Genomic DNA, 24544 nt, shown 5'->3' with positions numbered 1-24544 from the left:
ACCCTCAAGGACGCGATGAACGAGGCGATGCGGGACTGGGTCGCCAACGTCGACGAGACCCACTACCTGATCGGTACCGCCGCCGGGCCGCACCCCTTCCCGGCGCTGGTCCGCGACTTCGTCCGGGGCATCGGCGAGGAGGCCCGGGCGCAGTGCCTGGACCTGACCGGTGGGCTACCCGACGCGGTGACCGCCTGCGTCGGTGGTGGCTCCAACGCGCTCGGCATCTTCCACGCCTTCACCGACGACCCGCAGGTGCGGCTGTACGGCTTCGAGGCCGGCGGCGCCGGGGTGGACACCGGCCGGCACGCGGCAAGCATCACCGGCGGTTCCACCGGTGTCCTGCACGGCACCCGGACCTTCGTGCTCCAGGACGCCGACGGGCAGACGCAGGAGTCGCACTCGATCTCCGCGGGTCTGGACTACCCGGGCGTGGGTCCGGAACACGCCTGGCTGCACGACACCGGCCGGGCCACCTACCAACCGGTCACCGACGACGAGGCGATGGCCGCCTTCGAGCTGCTCTGCCGCACCGAGGGGATCATCCCCGCGATCGAGAGCGCGCACGCCCTGGCCGGCACCCTGGCCATCGCGCCGAAGCTCGCCGCCGAGCTGGGTCGGCAGCCCACCATCGTGGTCAATCTCTCCGGCCGGGGTGACAAGGACGTGCACACCGCCGGTGAGTACTTCGGCATCCTCGACAAGGAGTGAGGCCATGAGCGAGCGGACCAGCCGGATCGGGGTGGCGTTCGACAAGGCCCGGGCGGACGGCCGGGCCCTGCTGGTCGGCTGCATGCCGGCCGGGTTTCCCACCGTCGAGGGCAGCATCGCCGCGATGAAGGCGATGGTCGCCGCGGGTGTCGACGTGATCGAGGTGGAGATTCCGTACTCCGACCCGGTGATGGACGGCCCGGTGATCCAGCGTGCCAGCGACATCGCGCTGGCCGGCGGGGTACGCACCCGGGACACGCTGCGCATCGTCGAGGCGGTGGCCGCCACCGGCGCCCCGGTGGTGACGATGACCTACTGGAACCCGATCGAGCGGTACGGGGTGGACGCGTTCGCCCGGGACCTCGCCGCGGCCGGCGGCACCGGGCTGATCACGCCCGACCTGATCCCGGAGGAGGCCGGCGAGTGGCTGGCCGCCTCGGACGCGCACGGGCTGGACCGCACGTTCCTGGTCGCGCCGTCGTCGACCGACGAGCGGCTGGCGATGACCGCGGCGCACTGCCGGGGCTTCGTCTACGCCACCGCGATCATGGGCGTCACCGGTGCCCGGTCGCAGACCTCGCAGGCGGCGCCGGTGCTGGTGTCCCGGGTGCGGGAGGTCACCGACCTGCCGGTCGGCGTCGGCCTGGGCGTGGGCACCGGAGCGCAGGCCGCCACCGTCGCCGGGTACGCCGACGCGGTCATCGTCGGCAGCGCGCTCATCCGCTGCCTGCTCGACGCCCCCGACGAGGCGGCCGCGCTGACCGCCCTGCGCACCCTGAGCGCCGAACTGTCCGAAGGCGTCCACCACCCCATCCGCTGAGCCCTCGATGCCACCCCTCGTCGTCGATCTCGCACTCTCTGTCGCTGTTATGTACTCAATGTCGTCTTTGCGGCGACAGGAAGTGCAAGATCGCGAGGGTGGGGGTGAGTGGGGGCGCGGGAGACCGGGGTGACGGCACAGGGGTGCGCAGCGGTAGCGTGTGCACCCGTGAGTCTCGCCTCGCCGACGTCCCTGGCCGCCATCCCGAGTCCGAGCAACGCCGTGTGGCAGCTCGGCCCGTTCCCCATCCGGGCGTACGCGCTGTGCATCCTCGCCGGCATCGCGGTGGCCTGCTGGGTCACCGAGCGGCGGCTGCGCCAGCGCGGCGCGGCCCCGGGCGCGGTGCTCGACATCGCCCTCTGGGCGGTGCCGGCGGGCATCATCGGCGCCCGGATCTACCACGTGATCACCTCACCGGCCCCGTACTTCGGCACCGGCGGGGACTGGCTCAAGATCTTCTTGATTTACGAGGGTGGGCTGGGTATCTGGGGCGCGGTCGCCGGTGGCGCGGTCGGCGCCTGGATCGGGGCCCGGCAACTGGGCATGCCGCTGACGGTGGTCGCCGACGCGCTGGCGCCGGGTCTGCCGCTGGCCCAGGCGATCGGCCGGCTGGGCAACTGGTTCAACAACGAGCTCTACGGCGGGCGGACCGACCTGCCCTGGGGGCTGGAGATCCACCGGATGGACGGCGGGCAGGCACTGCGCGACGAGGCCGGCCAGCCGATCCTGGAGGAGGGGCTCTACCACCCGACCTTCGCCTACGAGCTGCTGTGGAACGTCGGCGTCGCCGCGATGGTGTATCTCGTCGACCGTAAGCTGCGGCTCGGCCGTGGCCGCGCCTTCGCCCTCTACGTGATGGGCTACACCGCCGGCCGGTTCTGGATCGAGATGATGCGTACCGACGAGGCCAACACGATCCTCGGCGTACGGATCAACGTCTGGACCGCGGCGCTGGTGTTCCTCGGCGCCCTCGTCTACTTCCTGCGGGTACGCGGGCCACGGGAGTACCTGATCCCGGCGGGTCTGCCGAGTGTCGCCACCGCCCCGTCCGCCACCTCCGACGTCTCGCAGGTGGACCTGTCGGCCAAGGGCGCCACCACCGAGCCGGCCAGGCCCGAGGGTTACCGCGTGGTCGACGAGGAGCAGTTCGCGCACTGGCGCCGGACCGGCGAGGCGCCACCCGACGCGGGCGCTCAGCCCGATCCGGGCCGGTTGGACGACGAGGCGACCACGGCACCCCGGCCGTTGGCTGAGCAGCCCGAAGGGTCGGCCGGCGGGTCCGCCGAGCCGGCTGGTGCGGGTGCCGGGTCGGCCGGTGGGCGTGACGGGTCGGCCGACGACGCGCACGCCGCGTCGGCGTCGGGCGCACCGGCCGAGGGCACGGCGGCGGAGTCCGCCGCCGAGCGCGACAGCTGAGGTCAGGGGGACGCCATGCGGACCGCGGTGGTGGTCGGCGGCGGGCTGGGTGGCCTGGCGGTCTCCGGTGCGCTCGCCCGCTCGGGCTGGCAGGTCACGCTCCTGGAGCGGGCCGACCGGATCCGCCCGGAGCCGGCCGCCGTGGTGCTCTGGCCCAACGGGGTCCGGGCGCTGCGCAGCCTCGGGCTCGGTGCCGGTCTGGACGCCATCGCCACCGTCCTGTCCGACGGCGGGGTACGCCGCCCGGACGGGCACTGGCTGGTGCAACCACGACCGACGCCGGCCGAACGCCTACCGGTGGTGGTGCACCGGGAGGACCTGCACGACGCGCTGATCGCGGGCCTCGGCGAGCGGGTCGAGCTGCGTACCGGGGTGACGGTGCGGACGGTGCGGGCGGCCGCTGGTGAGCGGCCCGCCGTCGGCGACGGCCGGCACACGTACGAAGCGGACCTGGTCATCGCCGCCGACGGTACGGACAGCGTGATCCGTCGCCAGCTCGCCCCCGCCTCGGGGGTGGTCAGCTCCGGCTGCGCCGCCTGGCGGGCGGTGATCCCCTGGTACCGCGCGCCGAGCCTGGCCGACGCGGTGGGCGGTGAGATCCTCGGCGCCGGCTACCGGTTCGTCTCGGCCTCGCTGGGCGAGCGCGGCTCCTCCGGTGCCTCCAGCCGGGGCGGCATCTACTGGATGGCCACCGCGGCCGGTGCGCCCCGACCCGAGCCGCCGCAGACCCAGCTGGCGCTGCTGCGTCGCTGGTACGCCGGTTGGCCCGCGCCGGTCGACGAGCTGCTGGCCGCGACCGAACCGGCCGACCTGGTGCAGCGGGAGATCCGGGAGCTGCGTCCGCTGCCCCGGGCGTTCGGTTTCCCGGCCGGGCCGGGCGGGGTGGTGCTGCTCGGGGACGCCGCGCACGCCATGCCGCCGCACCTCGGGCAGGGTGCCTGCCTGGCCTTCGAGGACGCCGCGACGCTCGCCGCGCTGCTGCGCGAGTCCACCCTGCCCGACGCGGTGATGGCGTACGACCGGGCGCGGCGGCCCCGCGCGGCGGCCGTGGTCCGGCAGACCCGCCGGATGTCCGCCGTGCTGCGCACCCGGGGCCGGCTGGCCCTGCGCGCCCGCGACGCCGCCCTGGGCACCATCACCCCCCGCCTGCTCGGCACCGCCGCCACCATCGCCGCCCAATGGCGCCCCCCACCCACCTGACCCCCACCCCACCTTGCCCCGTTGATCATGAGGTTAGCGGCACTTGCGGAGATCGACAGCGCCGTCAACCTCATGATCAACGGGGGGAAGGTGGGGGTGGAGTCAGGGGAGCAGGGGGGTGGGGGAGGCGATGCAGGCGGTGCCGATGCGGCGGAAGCCGACGCGCACGTAGACGCGGGCGATCTCCTCGCTGCCGGCGGAGAGGAACACCAGGTCGGTGCCGGAGTCCAGCAGGGCGCGGGCCAGGGTGGCGGTGACCGCCGCACCGAGCCCTCGCCGGCGGGCGGTGGGCAGGGTGGCCACGCCGGCGATCTCGGCGACGTCGCCGACCCGCATGGCCATCCCGCTGGCCAGCGGGCCCTCCGTCGCGGTGCCGGCCAGCGCGGACAGCCGGCTGCCGTCGGCGACGCGGGACCGTTCCTCGTCGACCGCCGCCGCGTCCAATCCGATGATGGCGGCGTCGCGCTCGGCCGGTCCGGCCTCGCCGCGGGCGGTGCCGGGCGCGGCGAACCCGACCGCCGCGACGGCCCGTCGGGCGGCCACCGCCGACTCGAAGTCCGCATCCGCCGGGTCGAGCAGCCGCACCGGCTCGCCCAGCCCCGCCGGATCCGGCAGGGTGGTCGGGTCGAGCACCATCAGCGGCGCTTCGAGGACGCACAGGCCGGCCGAGCGGGCCACCGCGAGCAACTCCGGATTGAGGTCGTGTACCCACTCCAGGGCCTCGGGCAGGCCGAGTTCGCGCTGGCGTGCCCGTACCGCGGCCACGTCGGCGAGGGTCGGCGACCCGGTGCTGTCGCGCCGTGGCCGGGCGTAGAACGGCCATCCCGGGCCTTCCCGGACGAACAGCACCAGACTCCCGTGATCTTCCACACGGGCCGCGTCCCGGGGCACCGCGTCGTAGAACCGTTCCAACCGGTCGAGGAGGTCGGTACGCTCGGAATCCACGGCGCGAGACTACATGTCCCAGAGTCTGGACGGTGTGATCAATCTGCACTGGCCTTGTGTGCCGGGCCCTAACGTAGACTCAATAGTCCGATCCAGGGCCGACGTCGTCCCGACCATGATCCAGCCTGAGCGACGACAGGAGGCCCGGTGGCCCTTGCGTACCCACACCGCCCCCAGCCGGCGCCGCGAGAGGGCCAGGTAGCGTCCCCTGCCGGCCTGCACGACCCCGCGTACGAGCATGACGCGTGCGGCGTGGCGTTCGTGGCGGATCTGCACGGCCGACGCTCGCACACGGTGGTCGCCAACGGCCTCGGCGCGCTGTGCCGGCTGGACCACCGTGGCGCCCGGGGCGCCGAACCGAACACCGGTGACGGCGCCGGCATCATGATCCAGGTGCCGGACGCGTTCCTGCGCGCGGTGGTCGAGTTTCCGCTGCCCCCGGCCGGCGAGTACGCCACCGGTCTGGTCTTCCTGACCGACGACGACGCCGCCGAGGCCCGTGCCCGGCAGGTGGTCGAGAAGTACGCCCTGGTCGAGGGGGCCGAGGTGCTCGGCTGGCGGGACGTCCCGGTCGACCCGAGCGACCTCGGTGAGACGGCGCTGGCGGCGATGCCCCGCGTCCGACAGGTCTTCCTCGCCGCGAAGCGGCTCACCGACACTCCCGCCGGTCCGGCCGGCGCGGCGTTGCGCGGCGTCGAGCTGGAGCGGGTCGCCTTCTGCGTCCGCAAGCAGGCCGAACGAGAGTCGGCCGAGCGGGGGGTGCCGGCCTACTTCCCGTCGCTGTCCGGCCGGACCATGGTCTACAAGGGGATGCTCACCCCCGAGCAGCTTCCCGCGTTCTACCCGGACCTCACCGACGAGCGGGTGGCCAGCGCCATCGCCCTGGTGCACTCCCGGTTCTCCACGAACACCTTCCCGTCCTGGCCGTTGGCGCACCCGTACCGCCTCATCGCCCACAACGGCGAGATCAACACCATCCGGGGCAACCGGAACTGGATGCAGGCCCGCGAGGCGTTGCTGCGTACGCCCGACCTGCCGGGCAACATCCGGCGGGTCTTCCCGGTCTGCACCCCGGCCGCCTCCGACTCGGCCAACTTCGACGAGGTCCTCGAACTGCTGCACCTGGCCGGGCGCAGCCTGCCGCACGCGGTGCTGATGATGATCCCGGAGGCGTGGGAGAACGACCCGGACATGCGCGCCGACAAGCGCGCCTTCTACCGGTTCCACGCCAGCCTGATGGAGCCGTGGGACGGCCCGGCCTCGGTCGCCTTCACCGACGGCGAGATCGTCGGCGCGGTGCTCGACCGCAACGGTCTGCGTCCGGGCCGCTGGTGGCAGACGTCGGACGGCCTGGTGGTGCTGGGCAGCGAGGCGGGCGTACTCGACCTCGACCCGGCCACCGTGGTGGCCAAGGGTCGGCTCCAGCCGGGCCGGATGTTCCTGGTCGACACCGTCGCCGGGCGGATCGTGCACGACGACGAGATCAAGACCGAGCTGGCTGCCGCCCAGCCGTACGCCGACTGGCTGCACGCCGGGCTCATCGAGATGGACGACCTGCCGGCGCGCGAGCACGTGGTCTACACCCACGACTCGGTCCGCCGCCGCCAGCAGACCTTCGGCTACACCGAGGAGGAGCTGAAGATCCTGCTCGCGCCGATGGCGCGGACCGGCGTGGAGCCGATCGGCTCGATGGGCACGGACACCCCGATCGCGCCGTTGTCGACCCGGCCACGGCTGCTCTACGACTACTTCCACCAGCTGTTCGCCCAGGTGACCAACCCTCCGTTGGACGCCATCCGGGAGGAGCTGGTGACCAGCCTGGCCACCACCATCGGCCCGGAGGGCAACCTGCTCGATCCCGGCCCGGCGAGCTGCCGGCAGATCGTGCTGCCCTACCCGGTGATCGACAACGATGAGCTGGCGAAGATCCTCTGTATCGACGAGGACGGTGACCTGCCCGGGTTCAAGGCGGTACGGGTCTCCGGGCTCTACCGCATCCGGGACGGCGGCGCCGGGATCAGGGCCCGGCTGACCGAGATCTGCCGGCACGTCTCCGAGGCGATCGAGGACGGCGTACGGATCCTGGTGCTCTCCGACCGGGACTCCAACGCCGATCTGGCCCCGATCCCGTCGCTGCTGCTCACCGCGGCGGTGCACCAGCACCTGGTGCGGGAGCAGACCCGGACCCAGGTGGCGCTGATCGTCGAGTCGGGCGACTGCCGCGAGGTGCACCACGCGGCCGTGCTGATCGGTTACGGTGCGGCGGCGGTCAACCCGTACCTGGCCTTCGAGTCGGTGGAGGACATGATCTCCACGGGCGTGCTGGCCGGGGTCGAGCCGCGGGCCGCGATCCGCAACTACGTCAAGGCGCTCGGCAAGGGCGTCCTGAAGATCATGTCCAAGATGGGCATCTCGACGGTGTCGTCCTACTGCGGCGCGCAGGTCTTCGAGGCGGTCGGGCTGGACACCCGACTGGTCGAGCGGTATTTCCGGGGTACGCCGAGCACGATCAGCGGTGTCGGCCTCGACGGCATCCACGCCGAGGTGGCCGCCCGGCACGCGCTGGCCTGGCCGGCGCCCGGCGCCGAGTCGGTCGAACTGCTGCCGGTGGGCGGCGAGTACCAGTGGCGCCGCGAGGGTGAACTGCACCTGTTCAACCCGGAGACGGTCTTCCTGCTCCAGCACGCCACCCGCAGCCGGCAGTACGACGTCTTCCGTCAGTACACCGCCAAGGTGGACGAGCTGGCCGCGCGGGCGGGTTCGTTGCGTGGGCTGTTCCGGCTGCGCGACGGTGTGCTGCCGCCGGTGCCGATCGAGGAGGTGGAGCCGGCCAGCGAGATCGTCAAGCGGTTCGCCACCGGCGCCATGTCGTACGGGTCGATCTCGGCCGAGTCGCACGAGACCCTCGCCGTCGCGATGAACCGGCTCGGCGGCAAGTCCAACACCGGCGAGGGTGGGGAGGACGTCGAGCGACTGCACGACCCCGCCCGCCGGTCCGCCGTCAAGCAGATCGCCAGCGGCCGCTTCGGTGTGACCAGCGAGTATCTGGTCAACGCCGACGACCTCCAGATCAAGATGGCGCAGGGAGCCAAGCCCGGCGAGGGCGGCCAGCTGCCCGGCAACAAGGTCTGGCCGTGGATCGCCCGTACCCGGCACGCCACCCCCGGCGTCGGCCTGATCTCACCGCCGCCGCACCACGACATCTACTCCATCGAGGACCTCGCCCAGCTGGTGCACGACCTCAAGTGCGTCAACCCGGCCGCCCGGGTGCACGTCAAGCTGGTCAGCGAGGTCGGTGTCGGCACCGTCGCCGCCGGGGTGGCCAAGCTCAAGGCCGACGTCATCCTGATCTCCGGCCACGACGGCGGCACCGGCGCGTCCCCGTTGAATTCGCTCAAGCACGCCGGCACCCCCTGGGAACTGGGCCTGGCCGAGGCGCAGCAGACGTTGCTGCTCAACAAGCTGCGTGACCGGGTCACCGTGCAGGTCGACGGGCAGCTCAAGACCGGCCGGGACGTGATCGTCGCGGCGCTGCTCGGCGCCGAGGAGTTCGGTTTCGCCACCGCCCCGCTGATCGTCTCCGGCTGCATCATGATGCGCGTCTGCCACCTGGACACCTGCCCGGTCGGCATCGCCACCCAGAACCCGGTGCTGCGCGAGCGCTACACCGGCAAGCCCGAGTTCGTGGAGAACTTCTTCCTGTTCCTCGCCGAGGAGATCCGCGGCTACCTGGCCGAGCTGGGGCTGCGCAGCATCGACGAGGCGATCGGGCGTACCGAGCTGCTCGACGTGGCGCCGGCGGTGGAGCACTGGAAGGCCGGTGGGCTCGACCTCGGTCGGGTGCTGCACCTGCCGGAGCTGCCCGAGGGCGCGGCCCGGCGCGGCGTACGCGCTCAGGACCACGGCCTCGAGCTGGCGCTGGACAACGAGCTGATCGCGCTCGCCGAGCCGGCGCTGCGTCCCGCCGGTGCCGACGGGTCGGTGCCGTTGGTGCGGGCCGAGGTGGCGATCCGCAACGAGCACCGCAGCGTCGGCGCGATGCTCGGCGGCGAGGTCACCCGCCGCCACGGTGGCGCCGGCCTGCCCGCCGACACCATCGAGTTCACCCTGCGCGGCACCGCCGGGCAGTCCTTCGGCGCGTTCCTGCCGCGCGGGGTGACCCTGCGCCTGCACGGCGACGCCAACGACTACGTCGGCAAGGGACTCTCCGGTGGCCGGCTGGTCGTCCGGCCGGACGCGGCGGCACCGTTCGTGTCCGCCGACGCCGAGGCGGGCGGCCGGGCCGAGGACCAGATCATCGCCGGCAACACCATCCTGTACGGCGCCACCGCCGGTGAGGTGTTCCTGCGGGGCCGGGTGGGGGAGCGGTTCGCGGTCCGCAACTCGGGCGCGGTCACCGTCGTCGAGGGTGTCGGCGACCACGGCTGCGAGTACATGACCGGCGGCACCGTGGTGGTGCTCGGTCCGACCGGCCGTAACTTCGCCGCCGGCATGTCCGGCGGTACGGCGTTCGTCTGGAACCTCGACCGCCGCCGGGTCAACACCGAGCTGGTCGACCTGTCCGCGCCGAGCGAGGCGGAACGGACCCGCCTGCACGAGCTGGTGCAGCGGCACTTCGCCGAGACCGACTCGGCCATCGCCGAACAGCTGCTCAAGCGTTGGCCGGAGGCGGTGGAGGAGTTCACCGCCGTGGTTCCCCGCGACTACCGCCGGGTGATGGAGATCATGCGGGCCGCCGAAGCCGCCGGCCAGGACGTCGACGACGCGGTGATGAGCGCGCTGGCGGCACCGGCGCCGCCGGCCGTCGCCTCCGCCGCGCCGGTAGCCCCCGCCCCGCGGGCGGTCGCCCAGGAGGTGGCTCGTGCCTGACCCGAACGGTTTCCTGCGCTACGGCCGGCGGGTGCCGGCCCGCCGGCCGGTGCCGGTGCGGATCAGCGACTGGCGGGAGGTCTACCCGCCGGCCGGTGAGGGACTGATCCGCGAGCAGGCCACCCGCTGCATGGACTGCGGCATCCCGTTCTGTCACGACGGCTGCCCGTTGGGCAACCGCATCCCGGACTGGAACGACCTGGTCCGCACCGGCAACTGGGACGCCGCCGTGGAGTCGCTGCACGCCACGAACAACTTTCCCGAGTTCACCGGCCGGCTCTGCCCGGCGCCCTGCGAGGCCGCGTGTGTGCTCGGCATCGCCGGTGGCGAGCCGGTCACCATCAAGCAGGTCGAGGTGGAGATCGCCGACGCCGCCGCGGCCGGGGGGTTGACTCCGCGTCCGGCGTCCGCGCCCTCCGGCCGGTCGGTCGCCGTGGTCGGCTCCGGGCCGGCGGGGCTCGCCGCCGCGCAGCAGCTGGCCCGCGCGGGTCACGCCGTGACCGTGTACGAGCGCGACGACGCCATCGGTGGCCTGCTGCGGTACGGCATCCCCGACTTCAAGCTGGAGAAGCGGCACATCGATGCCCGGTTGGCGCAGCTGCGCGCCGAGGGGGTCGAGTTCCGGGCCGGGGTGAACGTCGGCGTCGACGTCACCGCCGAGCAGCTGCGCGCCCGGCACGACGCGGTGCTGCTGGCCTGCGGCGCGTTGCAGGGCCGGGACACCGACACGGCGGGCCGGCAGCTGCGCGGCGTGCACCAGGCGATGGCGCACTTGGTGGCGGCCAACCGGGTGGTCGCGGCGGCCGGCGAGGGCCGGCCGGCGCTGGCCACCCTGGCGGACGGTACGCCGATCGACGCGGCCGGCAAGCACGTGGTCATCATCGGCGGCGGCGACACCGCGGCGGACTGCCTGGGCGTGGCGCACCGGCAGGGCGCCGCCGGCGTGCACCAGCTCGACCTGTACCCGCAGCCGCCGCGCGCCCGGGACGAGGGTCGCGACCCGTGGCCGACGTGGCCGTGGGTCCTGCGCGAGTACCCGGCGCACGAGGAGGGCGGCGAGCGGGTCTTCGCGGTGGCGGTGCAGGAGTTCGTCGACGACGGCACCGGTGCGGTGCGGGCGGTGCGGATCGCCGAGGTGAGCGTGGAGAAGCGCGACGGCCGGCGGATCGTCACGGTGGTGCCGGGCACCGAGCGGGAACTCCCCGCCGACCTGGTGCTGCTGGCGATCGGCTTCGAGGGCACCGAGGAACAGCCGTTGCTGGCGCAGCTCGGGGTGGCCCGTAACGCGCGAGGCGCGGTCGACTCCCGGGCGGACTGGCAGACCGAGGCCGACGGCGTCTTCGTCGCCGGTGACATGCACCGGGGTGCGTCGCTCATCGTCTGGGCGATCGCCGAGGGGCGGGCCGCCGCGGCGGCGATCCACACCTATCTCGACGGCGTCGGCGCCCTGCCGGCCCCGGTGCACCCGGCCAGCCGACCCCTGGCGGCGCACTGACCATCACCCGACGGGCTGAACGAGGCCGCGTCCACGCGGGAGGACCGCGCGGACGCGGCCTCTCCTTAACGGCTATTCACTTTATCCAGATGTTTCGATAGCATTACCGACCAGTAACAACCCTTGGCCACGCGCGCGGTTCTCGGGCTCCACCACCACCCCCGTGGAGGTCCCTCATGCCCCACCGTCCGTTGGCCCGCGCCCTGACCGCGCTGGTCGCCCTCCTCACCGCCGCCGTCGGCGCGCTGGCCGTCCCCGGCGTCGCCCAGGCCGCCGCGCCGATCCACTACGTCGCCCTCGGCGACTCGTACTCCTCCGGGGTCGGCGCCGGCCCGTACGACCTGTCCACCTGCCTGCGCAGCCAGAAGTCGTACGCCCCGCTGTGGGCCGCCGCCAACAACGTGGCCAGCTTCCGCTTCCCCGCCTGCGGCGGCGCGAAGACCGCCGACGTGCTCGACGACCAACTGGGCTCGCTGTCCGCCACCACCACCATGGTCACCATCACCATCGGCGGCAACGACGCCGGCTTCGCCGACGTGATGACCGACTGCCGGTTCGGCAGCACCTCCACCTGCACCAACGCGGTGAACGCCGCGAAGGCGTTCGCCACCGGCACGCTGCCGGCCCGGCTGGACAGCACCTACGCCGCCATCCGGCAACGGGCCCCCAACGCCCGACTGATCGTGCTCGGCTACCCCCGGCTGTTCGAGACCCGCTACTGCGGTCTGCTGGCCATGAGCACCTACAAGCGCACCATCCTCAACGAGGCCGCCGACGTCCTCGCCACCGTGACCGCCGACCGGGCCGCCGCGGCCGGCGCCACCTTCGCCGACACCCGACCCACCTTCGCCGGTCACGGCGTCTGCGGTGCCCAGCCGTGGATCCGGGACGTCACCGGGGTCATCGAGGCGTACCACCCGAACGCCGACGGCTACCGCTACGGCTACCTGCCGGCGCTCAACGCGGTCACCGGCTGACCACGGTGCGGCCGACGGTCCGGTTCGGACCGTCGGCCGCCGTGCGTCCGGGCCCGGACGACGCGGCCGTCCGACACGTCCGGATCGGACACGTGCCGGTGTCGCCGTCGTCCGTTAGGGTTTCTGCGACCAGGCGGCGCTCGGCGGTGAGGGGCAGGGTGTGGGCAGGCTCGCGTCGGCGTACGAGCAGGCGGTCGCCGCCCACCGGGCGGCCCGCGCGCATCTTGACTCCGCCCGCACCGCGCTGAACGCCACCACACCACCCGCTCCGGTGCTCGACACCGACCTGCTGGCCCGGCTGGCGAGGGTCGGTGCCGCGCTGGCCACCCCGACCCCGGGCACCCCACTGGCCCGCCAACCCGTGCCGGTGCGCGTCGGGGAGGCGGTCACCGCCGGCGGTGGGTTCCCGGTGCTGCTGCCCCTGGGCGCCGGGCACCACCTGGCGATCGACGGTGACGGCCGGCACCCGGCGGTCGCCGGGCTGCTGCGGGCCCTGGTGCTGCGGCTGCTGGCCACCGCCGCGCCCGGTGGCGTGCGGGTCGCCGCGCTGGACACCGCCGCCCTCGGCGCCACCTTCGGTCCACTGCGACCACTGCTCGACGCCGGAGTCGTCGACCCGCCCGCCACCACCGAGGCGGAGGTGACCGCACTGCTCGACGCCGCCGAACGGCACGCCCGGACCGCCCGGCAGGCCGACCACCCGGACCAGGACCTGCTGCTGCTGGTCGCCGCGTCCATCCCCTCGCCCCGCGAGGCCGCCCGGCTGGCCGCGCTCACCCACGCCGGCCCGGCCGCCGCCGTCTGTGTGCTGCTCGCCGGCTGGCCGCCGGCCGGGCCGGGCGAGTCCGCCCCACCGCTGGGCGCCACCACCGCGCTGCGACTGACCGACGGGTACGCCCGGGTCGGTGATCCGCCCGGCACGCCGTTCAGCGCCGACGGCAGCGGGCTGGCCGCGCCGGTGGTCCTCGACGGCGACCCGCCGCCGGCCTCCGTCGCCGCACTCGCCACCCACCTGGGCGAGGCCGCCCGGCGCGGCGCGGCGGTCGACTTCGCCGACCTGCTGCCCGGGCAGCGGTGGACCGCCTCCGCCCGGGCGGGCCTGCGTACCGTGGTCGGGCGGGCCGGACGTGACCCGGTCACCATGGGCTTCGACGACGCCACCCCGCACTGGCTGGTCGGCGGGCGTACCGGCGCCGGCAAGACGGTCTTCCTGCTCGACGTCCTGTACGGCCTGGCCGCCCGCTACCCGCCGGCCGAGCTGCAGCTCTACCTCCTGGACTTCAAGGAGGGGGTCAGCTTCACCGAGTTCGTGCCCACCGAACGCGACCCGTCGTGGCTGCCGCACGCCCGCGCCGTCGGCATCGAGAGCGACCGGGAGTACGGCGTGGCCGTGCTGCGCGAGCTGCGCCGCGAACTGCACCGGCGGGCCACCGCACTCAAGCGGCACGGCGTCACCAAGCTCGCCGACCTGCCCGCCGACACCTCGGTGCCCCGGATCGTCGCCGTGATCGACGAGTTCCACGTGCTGCTCGCCGGCAACGACCCGGTGGCCCGCGAGTCGGTCGACCTGCTGGAGGAACTGGCCCGCAAGGGCCGCTCGTACGGCGTACACCTGGTGCTGGCCAGCCAGAGCACGACCGGGATCGAGGCGCTCTACGGCCGTGCCGAGGCGGTCTTCGGGCAGTTCGCCCTGCGGGTGGCGCTGCCCGGCGGCGGGGGAGTGCTCGACCACCTCAACGACGCCGCGGCGACCCTGCCGGTCGGCTCGGCCGTGGTCAACACCGCCGCCGGTGCGCCCGGGGCGAACACCGTGATCCGCTTTCCCGACGCGCACGCCGCGACCGACGAGTTGACCCGGCTGCGCCACGAGTTGTGGCAGGCCCGCCCCGCGGGTGCCCGCCCGCCGTCGGTGTTCCGTGGCTACGCCACCGCCCAAGTCGAGGACGACGCCACCTTCACCGGGCTGCGCCCGGGTGGTCGGCGTCCACTGGCGCTGGTCGGTCGGACGGTCGACGTGGACGGCACCACCGCCCTGTTCATCATGGACACCGCCCCCGGCCGGCACCTGGCCGTGGTCGGCACCTCGTCCGCCGGGGCCGAGGTGCTGCGGGCAGCCACCCTGAGCCTGGCCCGCCAGCACGCCCCCGGCGAGGCGACGTTCGTGCTCGCTCCGCTGGTCGCCGCCGCCGACCCGGCCGCCGACGACACCGCCGCCACGCTGGCCGCCGCCGGGCACCGGGTCGAGCGGCTCGACGCCGCCGCCCTGCGCGACCGGATCCGCGCCCTCGCCACCGGCGGAAGTGGTGACCGACCGGAGCGCGCCTACCTGGTGGTGTTCGGGATGGACGCCGCCGCCGGCCTGCTCGGCGAGAGCGACCCCACCACGTTCCGCTCCGGCCACGACGACCTGCGGGCGCTGTTGCGGCAGGGGCCCGGCCACGGGGTGCACCTGCTCGGCTGGTGGCGCGGCCTGCGCCGGCTCGCCGACGACCTCGGCGGCACGCAGAACCGCGACGATGTCGCCTGCCTGGTCGCGTTGAACGTGCCCGGCTCGGATCTGGGCCTGCACCTCGGCGTGCACGACCTCGCGTACGCTCCCCGCGCGGATCGGGCGCTGCTGGTGGACCGGCACGACCAGCGGGTCCGGTTGATCGTGCCGTTCGTCCGTGACGGTGACCCCTCCGACGGGCAGGAGTGAGGCGTGTCCACCTTCGACGAGTACGCGGCGCTGGCCCGCCACCTCGCCGTGCAGCACCGCGCCGGGGAGCAGGGCGCCGCCGCCGAGGCCGAACGGCAGCGGGATCTCGGTGCCGCCGTGGAGTACCTCGACCGACGGCTGACCGCCCAGGGGCAGCGCCTCGACCACCTCGGCCGCACCCTGGGCAGGGCACCTGGCCAGGTGTCCACCGTTGCGCCGACCGGTGTTCCGCCGGGCGGATTACTGCCCGGCGGTCCGCCGCCCGGCCCGCCGTCGAGCGCGGCGCCTACCTCCGGGCCACCGGCCCCGCCCGGCCCGCCCGGGAGCGCGACGCCGGTGCCCGGGGCCGCCGGTCGGCCGGCGGGTCCGTCCGGATATCCGGCTGGTGGGTGGGGGACGGGGTCGGCCGGCGGCGCAGCCGCCGCCCCGGGGCGGTCGGATGTCGGGGCGTACTCCCCGATGGGTGTGGGGGAGACGAACCCGGCGCTGCCGGTGGCGGTGAGCGCGACGGCGGCGGGGGTGCCGAGCCCGCGCGCGGGTGAGGTCGACCCGGCGACGGAGCTGGAGCTGGCCCGGCGCTGGGCCGACGAGGCCGACCGGCACGGACAGCAGGCGGAACTGCTCGCCCAACAGCCGGCGCTGCTGCCGAGCTGGTCCCCGATGGCCCGGTCGGTCGCCGTCTACCTCGGATTCGCGGGCGTGTCCGTGGTGCTCATGCTGGTGATGGTGCTCGCCTCAGGCGTCGGCGTGGTCGGTCCGAGCACCCTCTACGCCTGGACGTGCGCCGGCCTGCCCGCGGTGTCGCTGATCGGCGGCTGGCTGGTGCTCGGCCGCTGGGGCCGGCCCGCCGTCGGCGCCGCCACCCCACCGCGCTATCCGGTCCTGGGGTTCCTGCTCTGCTTCCTCGCGGTCCCCCTCGCCTACTGCGGTTATCTGCTGCTCTTCCGCGTCATGCGCTGACCCGACGCGGTCGAGGCTCCGATCGGCCCGTCCCGACTCGGCCAACGGCGTTCCTGGCGGTGCGGGTGGCTGGCGGCGCAGGAGGTGGTGTGTGGTTCGGGCGCCCCCTGCCCCTTGCTCGGCGAGACGCGATTGCTGTGCGGCGGGTGCACTTGTTGTCGTCACGACGACAACAAGTGCACCCACGGCTGGACGTCGCGCGAGGTCGGGTGGTCGCGGCGGGCGAGTGGATCTCGTAGGCTCCTGTGTGGTCGCCGCTGGTGAGCGAGCGGCGACGCCGGTGTGGTGCGATCGTGGGGAGGGCGTGTGAGCGCGGCGGAGATGATCGCCAGGCTGGCGGCGGCGGCCCAGAAGCTGGACGAGGCGAAGGCGAAGACAGCGGCGGCGGCGCAGGACGCGGCCGAGGCCCGGCAGCTCGTCGCCGGCGCCCTGCAGGGCGTGGCCGCCGGGCCGTTGATCAACATGATCGACTCGTACCGGCAGGCGCTCGCCCAGGCGGCCCAGGGGCACGAGCCCGCCCGGCAGCACGTCCAGGAGACGATCGCCAAGGTACGCGCGCTGGGCAACTGAGTCGGAAACCGATCGAGGCGGTGGGATGAGCAGCGGCGAGACGCGCGACGGTGGGGTGCTCGACGGCTTCCACATCGGGCAGGTGCCCGCCGGCGTCGGTGACGAGGTGTCGGACTTCGCCACCGAGTGGGACGACGTACGCTTCGCCAGCCGGGTCTGGGAGCGTCAGACGCCCGACGGCCATCGCGTGGATCTGCGGGTCCACGTGTTGCGCGGGGAGCGGCTGGTCGACCTGACCGCGCTACGGGACTTCCTCTGCGGGTATCACGAGCGCGACCCCGCCGAGTGGCAGCTGAGCGAGTTCCCGCACGGTGACGGCCCCGGCCTGCACGACGGCGGCCAGGCGTTCTGGCTCGTCGAGCCCGGCGTCGCGGTCAACGTGCTGACGACCCCGGAGTTCGGCGGGTCGCTGCTGTCGACCGCCCGGTCCATTCAGGCCGGTGACAGCGACCCGCAGGAGTGACGAGGCTGGCCGCTCAGCGCAGCCACCGTACGCGTTTCTCGACGGTCCGGATCACCCTGCGCCACGCGCTGGTCGCCGGCCCCGAATTCATGGCGTCGAGCCGACGCCGTGCGCCCCATCCGGCGAGTGGTCGGTCGGCGACCCGCATCAGATCGTCGAGCGTGTCGATCGCCGAGCCGACGTGCAACAGCTCCAACGCCTCGGCGATCCCGAACGCCTCCGCGATGTCCACCAGGAGATCGCGGTTGGTGATGAAGAGCCGGGGAACCCACTCGGTCACCGGGTGCCTGATGCTGTAGAGAATCAGCCCGAAGTCGTACGTGCGAGCGTCGTCGACGCTGATTCCGGCCTTGAGGATCGAGTTCATGAACTCGTCCCAACCGGGAACTGCGGCCAGTTCGTGGGAGCTGGTCTCGGTCAGGTACCGGTGCAGCGTCTCCTTGGCGCGGAACAGGAGCAGCTCGCCGTCGGCGCCGGGAAAGAAGGCCACCGACTCCGGGATTTCGGATCGAGCCACCAGCGTGTAACCCTCGGCGCCATCCGACAACGAGATGGTTATCGGTTCGATGGTCAGCGGTTCCGGTAGATACGCCGGCTCGTACCGGGGATGCGTCCACCGGGCGCGGGGATGCTGATGCTCGCGTGCCTCCCGCTCGCGTATCCGCGCCAGCCGCTCGGCCTCCGCCCGTTCGCGCATCTCGCGCTCGCGGGCTTCCTGCTCACGGGCCTCACGTGCCGCGTGCTCCCGGGCCCGTCGTGCGTCCGCCGCCCGATTCCGGGCCTCCTGCTCGCGCGCCTCGCGTTGCTGGGCTGCCCAGTCGTGGGCCCGCTGCCCACCGCCCGCCCGCTGGCGCCCCGCGCGTTGCTGTTCCTCGGCCTGGCGTTCGCGCGTCTCGCGTTCCCGAACATCGGTGAGCATTTTGTACGCCCGGTTGATCTGCTGCATCTGCCGGGTCGCTTCTTCGCGAACGTTCTCCGGGCTCGACTGATGCTTGTCCGGGTGCCAGACCTGCACCAGGATCAGGTAGCGCTGGCGTATCTCAGCCGCTGACGCTTCCCGGCTGACGCCGAGAAGCACGTACGGATCCTGCTCGTTCGGGGACATCGATTCGCCGGATCCTCAAGGGTGCTGGACGCGTCCGCCGGTGATGCTAACAGCACCCGTCGATACGGTGGATCTGGCCGCCGCCGGGCCAACCCCGGCTTCCTGAAGATCATCCTCTGCTGGTCTGAGACGGGCGGGGAGCCGAGCTGCTGGTCTAAGTCGACGCGAGGGCTGGTAGTGCGGGGTAGGTCAGCAGTTGCGTCAGGTCAGCCGCCGGACGACCGGACGGAGTACCGCGATCAGCCCGCTGAGGTCCGTGCTGGCAAGGTGCTGGTGGCACGCCGCGATGTTCGCCTCCGCGTTCAACTCCGACCAGTCAAGTAGGTATCCGGCCGCCGCCGCCAGTTGCCGAAGGAATGCGCGAATCGTGCGTCCGTTACCCTCGCGGAAAGGGTGGCAGACGTTCAGTTCGCCGTAGTAGTGCGCCAAGGCTTCGATGAACGCGTCTCGGTGCAGGCCGAGGAGGAATCCGTCCTCGTCAAGACGGCTCAGGATGGCGCTTACCTGGTCGTCGATGTAACGCCAGTGGCAGAATCGTGCGCCGGGCTTGCTGATGTCCACCGTCCTGGTCTGCCCTGCCCAGGGATAGACATCAGAGAAGATGTGCCGGTGGAAAGCTTGGAGATGCTCCAGGCCGTAGTTCCCCGGGATGATCATCCGAAGCGCTTGGACCTCCCGGATCGAAGCCAGCCTGGCCTCGATCTCGGCGAGTTGTTTCGCGTCGGCGATGCCGAGATTGTTCTTCAGGCAGTCCGATCCCGGCCAGCAGTACGGCTCAGTCTCGGTCACCGCGGATCCGGGAGATCTCCTGAGCAATCAGCTCGTCGGCATCGGTCACGCCGGAGGCGACATCGCGGAGCTTGTCCTGCCAGTCCTCGTCGAACTCGACGCCTTCGAGGGCGGCGTTCGCGGAGGCGAGGACGACGGCCGTCTCGACGTTTGCCACCTGCCGGGCGAAGTACGTCCGCATGAGATCGATGTCGAGCTTCTCCGTCGAGCTGGCGGATTCGGGAAGTGCGCCTCGGGCTACGCGCCAGGGCAGTTCGTTGTGCGTCATGGTCGACAACTCGGTCGCGGAGAATCGACCGTAGCTTTCCGCAACCCAGCGGACTGTGTCGGCTTGGGTCGGGGTCAGGCGAGAATGCTCACCGTGCGGCCAGTCGGACACCACGCGCTGTCGTCGGTGGTGGCGGTAGAGGAGCGGAACCACCGGGCCTTCCCGCCAGGCTTCGATCGGCTCCTGGAAAAGAGGATGTCCCTCGCGCGCGAGGTGCCATCCCTGGCAGTAGTAGACGAGCTTCTCCAGCTTCATGGCCGTCATCGGACCGAGTTCGTCCAGCACCGCTGCTGCGACGTCGTGCGCCGTTGCCACCTTCGGCACCCCCCTCCGGGCGTGGGTCTGCCTGGCTTCAGGGTAGCGGCCCGGGGGGACATGTCAGCCCAGGCAGACTGAACGTCACGGACGACCTCTGCCGGAGGCGGCAGGCACCCAGTCGGTGAAGCGGCGGTGCAGGTCCGGCAGGCGGGCGCCGGGGTCGCGCTCGGCGAGTTGGGCGATGGCCTCCTCGCGCAGCGTCACAAGGTAGATCATCAGGCCGGGGATGTTGCCCCGGTACTCGGCGAGCAGGCGCAGCTTCGCCGCAGAGCAGGGCCAGGCGATGCCGCAGGCACGGCAGCGCCACGTCGGGCGGGACGGTACGTGTTCACGGGCGGGCGTGTTCATCCGGCGGTCCTCGTCGCAGCTCGCCGGGCCGGTGTGCGGTGTCGCAGCGGCGGCGCGGGGCGCATTCCGTCGGGGCGTACGTACAACTCGCGGCGGTCGATCGCCTCGCCCTGAGAGTCGAGCTGGTACACCTCGATCCACGCCCACCCGTCGTAGGTGAGCCGGTCGGTCCGTTCGCGGATCACCCGGACCGTGATCGGCCTGGCGAACTGCGGGGATGCGTCGCGGGTCAGCAGGTAGACGCCAGGTGTGACCCGGGGCGTACCGTCCTCGCGGGTGCCGCCCGGCGCGACGGCGGGGCGGGCGGCTCGGCGGGTCGGCCAGCGCGCTGTCGGAACGGCGTTGGCGTGCCTCGTCGCGGACACGACACACCTCCTTCGTCGGTGGCAGGGGGATCGGGGGTCGCCGCGGATGCTCGCCCGGCGGCGACCCCCGGCACGGGCGCGCCTGCCGGGGCCGGGGGATGGGTCGCCGCCAGGCGCGTCGTGCTCCTTCCACCCTGGACGTACGCCCCCTACGCTCGGAACGGTTATCGCCTGATCGCGGAACGTGACGACCTGCCCCGAGCCGGCATGGAACGGAGTGGGGCGTCGTGGAAGGGACTGGAAGCCGTGGGAATCTCGCCGTCGGAGTACCTGCTTCGCGAACTGAGGCGACGCCGGGCGGCGGCCGGGCTGACCCAGGCTCAGCTCGGCGAGCGGGTCTTTTGCTCGGATTCGCAGGTGAGCGCGATCGAGACCGGCACCAAGCCGCCGACGCTGCCGTACCTGACCGCCGTCGACAAGGCGCTTGACACGGGTGGCTACTTCGCGACCCTCTGGGACGAGTTGGTCAAGGGCGACGCCGCGCCGGTCTGGCTGCGCGAGTGGATCCAGATCGAGCGGGATGCGACAGCTTTCCGGTGGTACGAACACTCCTTCGTGCCGGGGCTGCTCCAGACCGAGGCATACGCCCGCGCAACCTTCCAGGCCGCCCGCACGCCATTCGCCGATCTGGACCAGCGGGTCGCGGCGCGGCTCGAACGGCAGGTGGTGCTCGCACGTGATCCGGCCCCGCAGCTCTTCGTGGTGCTGGACGAGATGGTGCTGCGGCGCGCGTGCGGCGGCCCCGACGTGATGGCCGAACAGGTCGAGCACCTGGTGAACTGCGCCGAGCAGCCGCATATCCAGTTGCACATCGTGCCGCTCTCCGCTGGTATCTACTCAGGACTAGCCGGGACGTTCATCCTGGCCGACCTGCCCGACGGATCACGAGCCGCCTGCGTAGATCATCAGTTGGAGTCGCAAACCACCGGGCAGTCGGATTCGATTGCTCGTCTTGCACTGGCATGGGACGTGGTTCGGGGCGAAGCCCTTCCTTTGGGGCAGACCCTCGACGTACTCAAGGAGGCGGCGAAGACATGGACCACCTGACCGGGGCGCGGTGGCGCACGTCGTCCCGCTCGTCCACAAACGGCGGTGTCTGTGTGGAGGTCGCCGACAACCTGCCCGGCGTGGTCGGCGTCCGGGACTCGAAGGACCCCACCGGCCCGGTGCTGACCTTCCCACCTACCGCCTGGCAGACCTTCATCACCCACCTCACCGTCCGGCCCTGACCCTCCGCTCAGCGCAACGTCGATCATGCAGGTGTGGTCGTTGACAGAGCAGTGTGAAACGGTCGATTACGGGTGCCACACCTGCATGATCGGCGGGCGCGACCTGAGACCGGACCGACCTCGTCTCGGGTATCCGATCTACGGGTCGGTGAGCAGGAGCCAGTCGGTGTCGAGGGGCTCGACGTGCGTACCGTCGGGCCAGGTGTGGGTCGCCGTCGTGGTGGCGCGGGCCTGGTCGAACAGGGGGCGGCGGGCCGGGGTGGCACCTTCGAAGGTCACCGGGCCGTGGAAGCGCGCCCGGCCGAAGCTGGCCGCCCCGGCGAAGCGCGCGTCGGCGAACGAGGCTTCACCCCCGAACTCGGTCCAGCGGAACAGGACCAGGTCGGCGAAGCGGGCCCGGCTGAACACGGCGTCGCCACCGAACGAGCTGTGCTCCATGGACAGTCCACCGTGGAACTCGGCCTCGCGGAAGCTGGCGCTGCCGGTGAAGGTGGTGTGGTCGAAGGTGGCGGTCCGGTGGAACGTGCTGCCCCGCCAGGAGGCCTCGCCGAGGGTGGCCCGCTGACCCGACAGCGGGCCACCGAACCCGGCCCCGTCGGCGCTGAGCCGGCCGGTCACCCGGGCGCCGTCCAGGACGATCGTCGCGTCGCCGCCCACCCCGTCGAGCACGAGGGTGTCGAAGCCCGCGCCGAGGCCCAGCCGCCCGGTCAACGTCGCCCCGGTGAACCGGGTGGTGCCGGTGCAGGTGGCGTCGGTCAGGTCGGCGTCGTGGAGGGCGCAGCCGGTGGCGTCGAAGTCGTCGAGTCGCGCACCGGTCAGGTCCAGGCGCACGCCGGGCCAGAAGGCGTCTTCGTCGGCGCGCAGGTGCCGGGTCAACACCCGCTGCGCGCTGCGGCGTACCTCCGTCTCCCGCGCGTCGTCCGGCGACGGCATCCGCAGGTACGCGCAGAGCACCCCGACGATCGTCGTACGCTGCGCCGGGTTGTCCTGACCGAGTCGTTCCAGGGCGTGCAGGCCGCCGAGGCGTACCGCGGCGTTGTCGTTGCCGAGCAGTTCGACGGCCCGGGTGTACAGCTCGGTCAGCCGGCGCTCGGCGGCGTCGTGCGCGGCGGCCTCGGTCTGCTGCTCCTGGTGCCGCTGCCCGGCCTCGGCGACCGCCTCGGCGTGCGCCTGCACCCGGTCGCGGTGCGCCTGGTCGGCGGCGGCGACGACCTCCTGGTGTCGTTGCGCCCGTTCGCTTATCCACTGTCGCCGGGCGGCGAGCAGCAGTGCCAGCCCGCCACCGGTGCCGGCGACCACGGTCAACCCGGTGCGGATGGCGTCGATGCGCAGCGTGGCCCGGGTGTCCGCCGCGGTGGCGCGGTCGGCCTCGCCGAGCAGCCAGGACAGCACCCACCAGCCGAGCAGGGCGGCCAGCAGCAGCCCGACGAGCACCAGCCACCACGGCATGACCCGCAGCCGTTCGTCGCGGGGTGGGGTGCCGGGCACGGCCACAGCATGCCACCGATCCGTTCGTGGCGTAGGCCCCGGACTCGGCCGGCCGGGACCGGCCGGGCCGCTGTCGTGGCGTGCGGCCGGAGAGCCTTCAGCTGACCCGGCCCAAGGTCACGGTGCGGGATCCGGGTACGAAGTCGCTGAAGGACTGTTGCCAGGACTCGCCGGGCCAGTAGTACGTCACACGGCCCTCGACGGGCTGGTAGTGGGCTGTGTAGAGCGTTCTCGACCCCTGCTCGTCTGCGGATCGATAAAGCGGTGGCTTCAGCATCGCTGCCACGTCCGCGCCCGCGGCGCGGATGGCTCGTAGCCGCTCCTGCGTGCGCATGGCGCGTTCCTGCTCGTCGGTCACCGGCAGGTGCTGGTGATTGGCGGCGCAGGCGTCCGGCGCCACCGTCGGCGGCATATCCGGCCCCACGAACACCGTCACCGCCTTGGTGGGATCGACAAGGGTGAGGTTCTGGGGGACGGCGACCGGTAGGGACCGCAGCCTGTCGACTGCCTCATCGACGGTGTCGCACGTCTCCAGCAGGTAGCGCACCAGGATGAGAATGGCGAAGCCGCGTCCGTAGGCGGGACGTCCGCCCCAGGTGATCGAGACCGCGAGACCGGCGTCGTTCATTCCGTCCAGCAAGCCCCACAGCAGGTCCTGCATCCCGAGCACGGGGCGCAGGAAGCAGGAGGAGACGATGGTCCCCTCGCACCGATCGGGTCGCAGGTCATAGTTGCGCAGCAGAGTGCCGTTCTGGCCGATCTGGGTGCACGCCGGGGAGAACGGTCGCAGTGCCGCGTGGGTGAGGAAGACTTCCGCCTCGGGTCGGTCGAGTTGGCCGGCCAGGCGGTCCAGAACCGGGACCAGTTCCGGCAGGTGCGCACGGAACAGCGCCCGAACACGATTCGCGCCCTGCGGAGTCCGGCCCTCCTCGGTCAGCAGGCCCTCCATGTCCTGCCACAGGCCCCGGGCGTGGGCGGCCCACCGCCCGTCGCCGCCGTCACCGACCTCGATCGCCTGGAAGGTCTTGTGCTGTTGCCGCACGGGCTGCCACTCCCACTGCGAGGATCGGATGAGGTGAGGGCAACCTAGCTAATTCGGCAGATATTCACCAGGTCGGACGTGGCCGGCGAACGCGCGGATCATCCGCAGCCGGGCCTCGACCGTCGCGAGGGCGAGGTTGCGGGCGACTTGCGGTAATCGCCAGCCGTCGAGCATCGCCGCCAAGACCGCCTCCTCCGGCCGCAGCGACACGAACGGCTCTTCGTCGATGAGAATCGTGCGCAGACCTCCGGCCAGGGTGAGCGTTACCGCCTCGGCAGGGCCGCCATCGAGCGCGTCCGACGATCGCGTGATCGCATCTGATCGAGTACGCGCCGGTCGCGGCATCGTTACGCTGCCGGTCTCCGAGAGAGGCCGACATGCCGCACGTCGTGTGGTTGGTCCGGTGCTGGCCGGGTGCTGCGGGGCGGCCGGGGTTGCGGAGCGGCTGGCGGCCCGGTAGGTCATCAT

General features: G+C 72.6%; 22 protein-coding genes. 13 read left to right on the top strand and 9 right to left on the bottom strand.

Annotation, left to right across the window (positions count from 1 at the left end; all coding sequences use genetic code 11):
- The 4 genes from O7605_RS31600 to O7605_RS31585 all read left to right on the top strand — a co-directional run.
- On the top strand, window positions 1-711 hold a 711-nt coding region (locus O7605_RS31600), incomplete at its 5' end, for a pyridoxal-phosphate dependent enzyme (RefSeq protein ID WP_269742571.1).
- 4 nt (window positions 712-715) lie between these two features.
- Window positions 716-1531, top strand: coding sequence for a tryptophan synthase subunit alpha (gene trpA / locus O7605_RS31595; protein WP_164449152.1), 816 nt, complete (start codon window positions 716-718; stop codon window positions 1529-1531).
- Between the two features lie 168 nt (window positions 1532-1699).
- On the top strand, window positions 1700-2947 hold the full coding sequence (gene lgt, locus O7605_RS31590; RefSeq protein WP_269737439.1) for a prolipoprotein diacylglyceryl transferase: 1248 nt from the start codon (window positions 1700-1702) through the stop codon (window positions 2945-2947).
- A 15-nt stretch (window positions 2948-2962) separates the two neighbouring features.
- Window positions 2963-4147: an FAD-dependent oxidoreductase gene (locus O7605_RS31585; protein ID WP_269737438.1), complete on the top strand. Its 1185-nt coding sequence runs from the start codon at window positions 2963-2965 to the stop codon at window positions 4145-4147.
- Window positions 4148-4249: 102 nt separating this feature from the next.
- Here the strand turns inward: O7605_RS31585 and O7605_RS31580 are convergent, their stop codons facing one another.
- Window positions 4250-5092, bottom strand: coding sequence for a GNAT family N-acetyltransferase (locus tag O7605_RS31580; protein WP_269737437.1), 843 nt, complete (start codon window positions 5090-5092; stop codon window positions 4250-4252).
- A gap of 147 nt (window positions 5093-5239) precedes the next feature.
- Between O7605_RS31580 and gltB the strand changes: the two genes are divergently transcribed.
- The 7 genes from gltB to O7605_RS31545 all read left to right on the top strand — a co-directional run bounded on the left by gltB (window position 5240) and on the right by O7605_RS31545 (window position 17124).
- A complete protein-coding gene (gene gltB / locus O7605_RS31575; protein WP_269737436.1) occupies window positions 5240-9961 on the top strand; it encodes a glutamate synthase large subunit in 4722 nt (1573 codons plus the stop codon).
- A complete protein-coding gene (locus O7605_RS31570; RefSeq protein ID WP_269737435.1) occupies window positions 9954-11456 on the top strand; it encodes a glutamate synthase subunit beta in 1503 nt (500 codons plus the stop codon). The genes gltB and O7605_RS31570 overlap by 8 nt, the downstream gene beginning before the upstream one ends.
- 176 nt (window positions 11457-11632) lie before the next feature.
- Entirely contained in the window at window positions 11633-12433 is an 801-nt protein-coding gene (locus O7605_RS31565) for an SGNH/GDSL hydrolase family protein (protein WP_269737434.1), read from the top strand.
- Between the two features lie 160 nt (window positions 12434-12593).
- A complete protein-coding gene (locus O7605_RS31560) occupies window positions 12594-15131 on the top strand; it encodes an FtsK/SpoIIIE domain-containing protein (RefSeq protein WP_269737433.1) in 2538 nt (845 codons plus the stop codon).
- A 3-nt stretch (window positions 15132-15134) separates the two neighbouring features.
- Window positions 15135-16091 (top strand): hypothetical protein, encoded by a 957-nt coding sequence (locus tag O7605_RS31555; RefSeq protein ID WP_269737432.1) that lies wholly within the window; start codon window positions 15135-15137, stop codon window positions 16089-16091.
- 306 nt (window positions 16092-16397) lie between these two features.
- Window positions 16398-16661: a DUF6244 family protein gene (locus tag O7605_RS31550; protein WP_204014823.1), complete on the top strand. Its 264-nt coding sequence runs from the start codon at window positions 16398-16400 to the stop codon at window positions 16659-16661.
- 25 nt (window positions 16662-16686) lie between these two features.
- Window positions 16687-17124, top strand: coding sequence for a hypothetical protein (locus O7605_RS31545; RefSeq protein ID WP_269737431.1), 438 nt, complete (start codon window positions 16687-16689; stop codon window positions 17122-17124).
- Window positions 17125-17137: 13 nt separating this feature from the next.
- On the opposite strand, the gene O7605_RS31540 is transcribed toward O7605_RS31545, so the two are convergent.
- The 5 genes from O7605_RS31540 to O7605_RS31520 form a co-directional block, all read right to left on the bottom strand.
- Complete coding sequence (locus tag O7605_RS31540) at window positions 17138-18229, bottom strand: J domain-containing protein (protein ID WP_269737430.1); 1092 nt, start codon at window positions 18227-18229, stop codon at window positions 17138-17140.
- 201 nt (window positions 18230-18430) lie between these two features.
- Complete coding sequence (locus O7605_RS31535; protein WP_269737429.1) at window positions 18431-19018, bottom strand: Fic/DOC family protein; 588 nt, start codon at window positions 19016-19018, stop codon at window positions 18431-18433.
- Window positions 19005-19601: a Panacea domain-containing protein gene (locus O7605_RS31530; protein ID WP_269737428.1), complete on the bottom strand. Its 597-nt coding sequence runs from the start codon at window positions 19599-19601 to the stop codon at window positions 19005-19007. The genes O7605_RS31535 and O7605_RS31530 overlap by 14 nt, the downstream gene beginning before the upstream one ends.
- Window positions 19602-19685: 84 nt before the next feature.
- Window positions 19686-19952 carry a flavin reductase gene (locus tag O7605_RS31525; RefSeq protein WP_269737427.1) on the bottom strand — a complete coding sequence of 89 codons (267 nt, stop codon included), beginning with the start codon at window positions 19950-19952 and terminating at the stop codon, window positions 19686-19688.
- Window positions 19949-20317, bottom strand: a complete 369-nt coding sequence (locus tag O7605_RS31520) for a hypothetical protein (protein ID WP_269737426.1) — start codon at window positions 20315-20317, stop codon at window positions 19949-19951. The genes O7605_RS31525 and O7605_RS31520 overlap by 4 nt, the downstream gene beginning before the upstream one ends.
- Before the next feature lie 207 nt (window positions 20318-20524).
- Here O7605_RS31520 and O7605_RS31515 point away from each other — a divergent pair, with 207 nt between their 5' ends.
- Both O7605_RS31515 and O7605_RS31510 read left to right on the top strand, forming a co-directional pair.
- The gene (locus tag O7605_RS31515) at window positions 20525-21364 is read left to right on the top strand and encodes a helix-turn-helix domain-containing protein (RefSeq protein WP_443083854.1); all 840 of its coding nucleotides are present in this window, start codon (window positions 20525-20527) and stop codon (window positions 21362-21364) included.
- Window positions 21352-21546 carry a DUF397 domain-containing protein gene (locus O7605_RS31510; RefSeq protein ID WP_269737424.1) on the top strand — a complete coding sequence of 65 codons (195 nt, stop codon included), beginning with the start codon at window positions 21352-21354 and terminating at the stop codon, window positions 21544-21546. Before O7605_RS31515 ends, O7605_RS31510 begins: the two co-directional genes overlap by 13 nt.
- Before the next feature lie 138 nt (window positions 21547-21684).
- On the opposite strand, the gene O7605_RS31505 is transcribed toward O7605_RS31510, so the two are convergent.
- The 3 genes from O7605_RS31505 to O7605_RS31495 all read right to left on the bottom strand — a co-directional run bounded on the left by O7605_RS31505 (window position 21685) and on the right by O7605_RS31495 (window position 24421).
- Complete coding sequence (locus tag O7605_RS31505; RefSeq protein WP_269737423.1) at window positions 21685-23034, bottom strand: pentapeptide repeat-containing protein; 1350 nt, start codon at window positions 23032-23034, stop codon at window positions 21685-21687.
- 97 nt (window positions 23035-23131) lie between these two features.
- A complete protein-coding gene (locus O7605_RS31500) occupies window positions 23132-24076 on the bottom strand; it encodes a C45 family autoproteolytic acyltransferase/hydolase (RefSeq protein ID WP_269737422.1) in 945 nt (314 codons plus the stop codon).
- Between the two features lie 48 nt (window positions 24077-24124).
- Window positions 24125-24421, bottom strand: a complete 297-nt coding sequence (locus O7605_RS31495) for a hypothetical protein (protein ID WP_269737421.1) — start codon at window positions 24419-24421, stop codon at window positions 24125-24127.
- Between the last annotated feature and the right edge of the window lie 123 nt (window positions 24422-24544).

Origin of the sequence: Verrucosispora sp. WMMA2121 (assembly GCF_027460185.1) — a bacterium.
In the GTDB taxonomy this organism is placed as follows: domain Bacteria; phylum Actinomycetota; class Actinomycetes; order Mycobacteriales; family Micromonosporaceae; genus Micromonospora; species Micromonospora palythoicola.
The sequence above is the reverse complement of the archived record's forward strand: the minus strand, read 5'-3'. Positions and strand labels throughout refer to the sequence as shown.

What these genes read in the sequence shown, in the direction of transcription:
- trpA (WP_164449152.1), top strand. Translation starts at nt 716, where the DNA reads ATGAGCGAGCGGACCAGCCGGATCGGGGTGGCGTTCGACAAGGCCCGG.
- O7605_RS31585 (WP_269737438.1), top strand. Translation starts at nt 2,963, where the DNA reads ATGCGGACCGCGGTGGTGGTCGGCGGCGGGCTGGGTGGCCTGGCGGTC.
- O7605_RS31565 (WP_269737434.1), top strand. Translation starts at nt 11,633, where the DNA reads ATGCCCCACCGTCCGTTGGCCCGCGCCCTGACCGCGCTGGTCGCCCTC.
- O7605_RS31545 (WP_269737431.1), top strand. Translation starts at nt 16,687, where the DNA reads ATGAGCAGCGGCGAGACGCGCGACGGTGGGGTGCTCGACGGCTTCCAC.
- O7605_RS31540 (WP_269737430.1), bottom strand. Translation starts at nt 18,229, where the DNA reads ATGTCCCCGAACGAGCAGGATCCGTACGTGCTTCTCGGCGTCAGCCGG.
- O7605_RS31525 (WP_269737427.1), bottom strand. Translation starts at nt 19,952, where the DNA reads ATGAACACGCCCGCCCGTGAACACGTACCGTCCCGCCCGACGTGGCGC.
- O7605_RS31515 (WP_443083854.1), top strand. Translation starts at nt 20,525, where the DNA reads ATGGAACGGAGTGGGGCGTCGTGGAAGGGACTGGAAGCCGTGGGAATC.
- O7605_RS31510 (WP_269737424.1), top strand. Translation starts at nt 21,352, where the DNA reads ATGGACCACCTGACCGGGGCGCGGTGGCGCACGTCGTCCCGCTCGTCC.
- O7605_RS31495 (WP_269737421.1), bottom strand. Translation starts at nt 24,421, where the DNA reads ATGCCGCGACCGGCGCGTACTCGATCAGATGCGATCACGCGATCGTCG.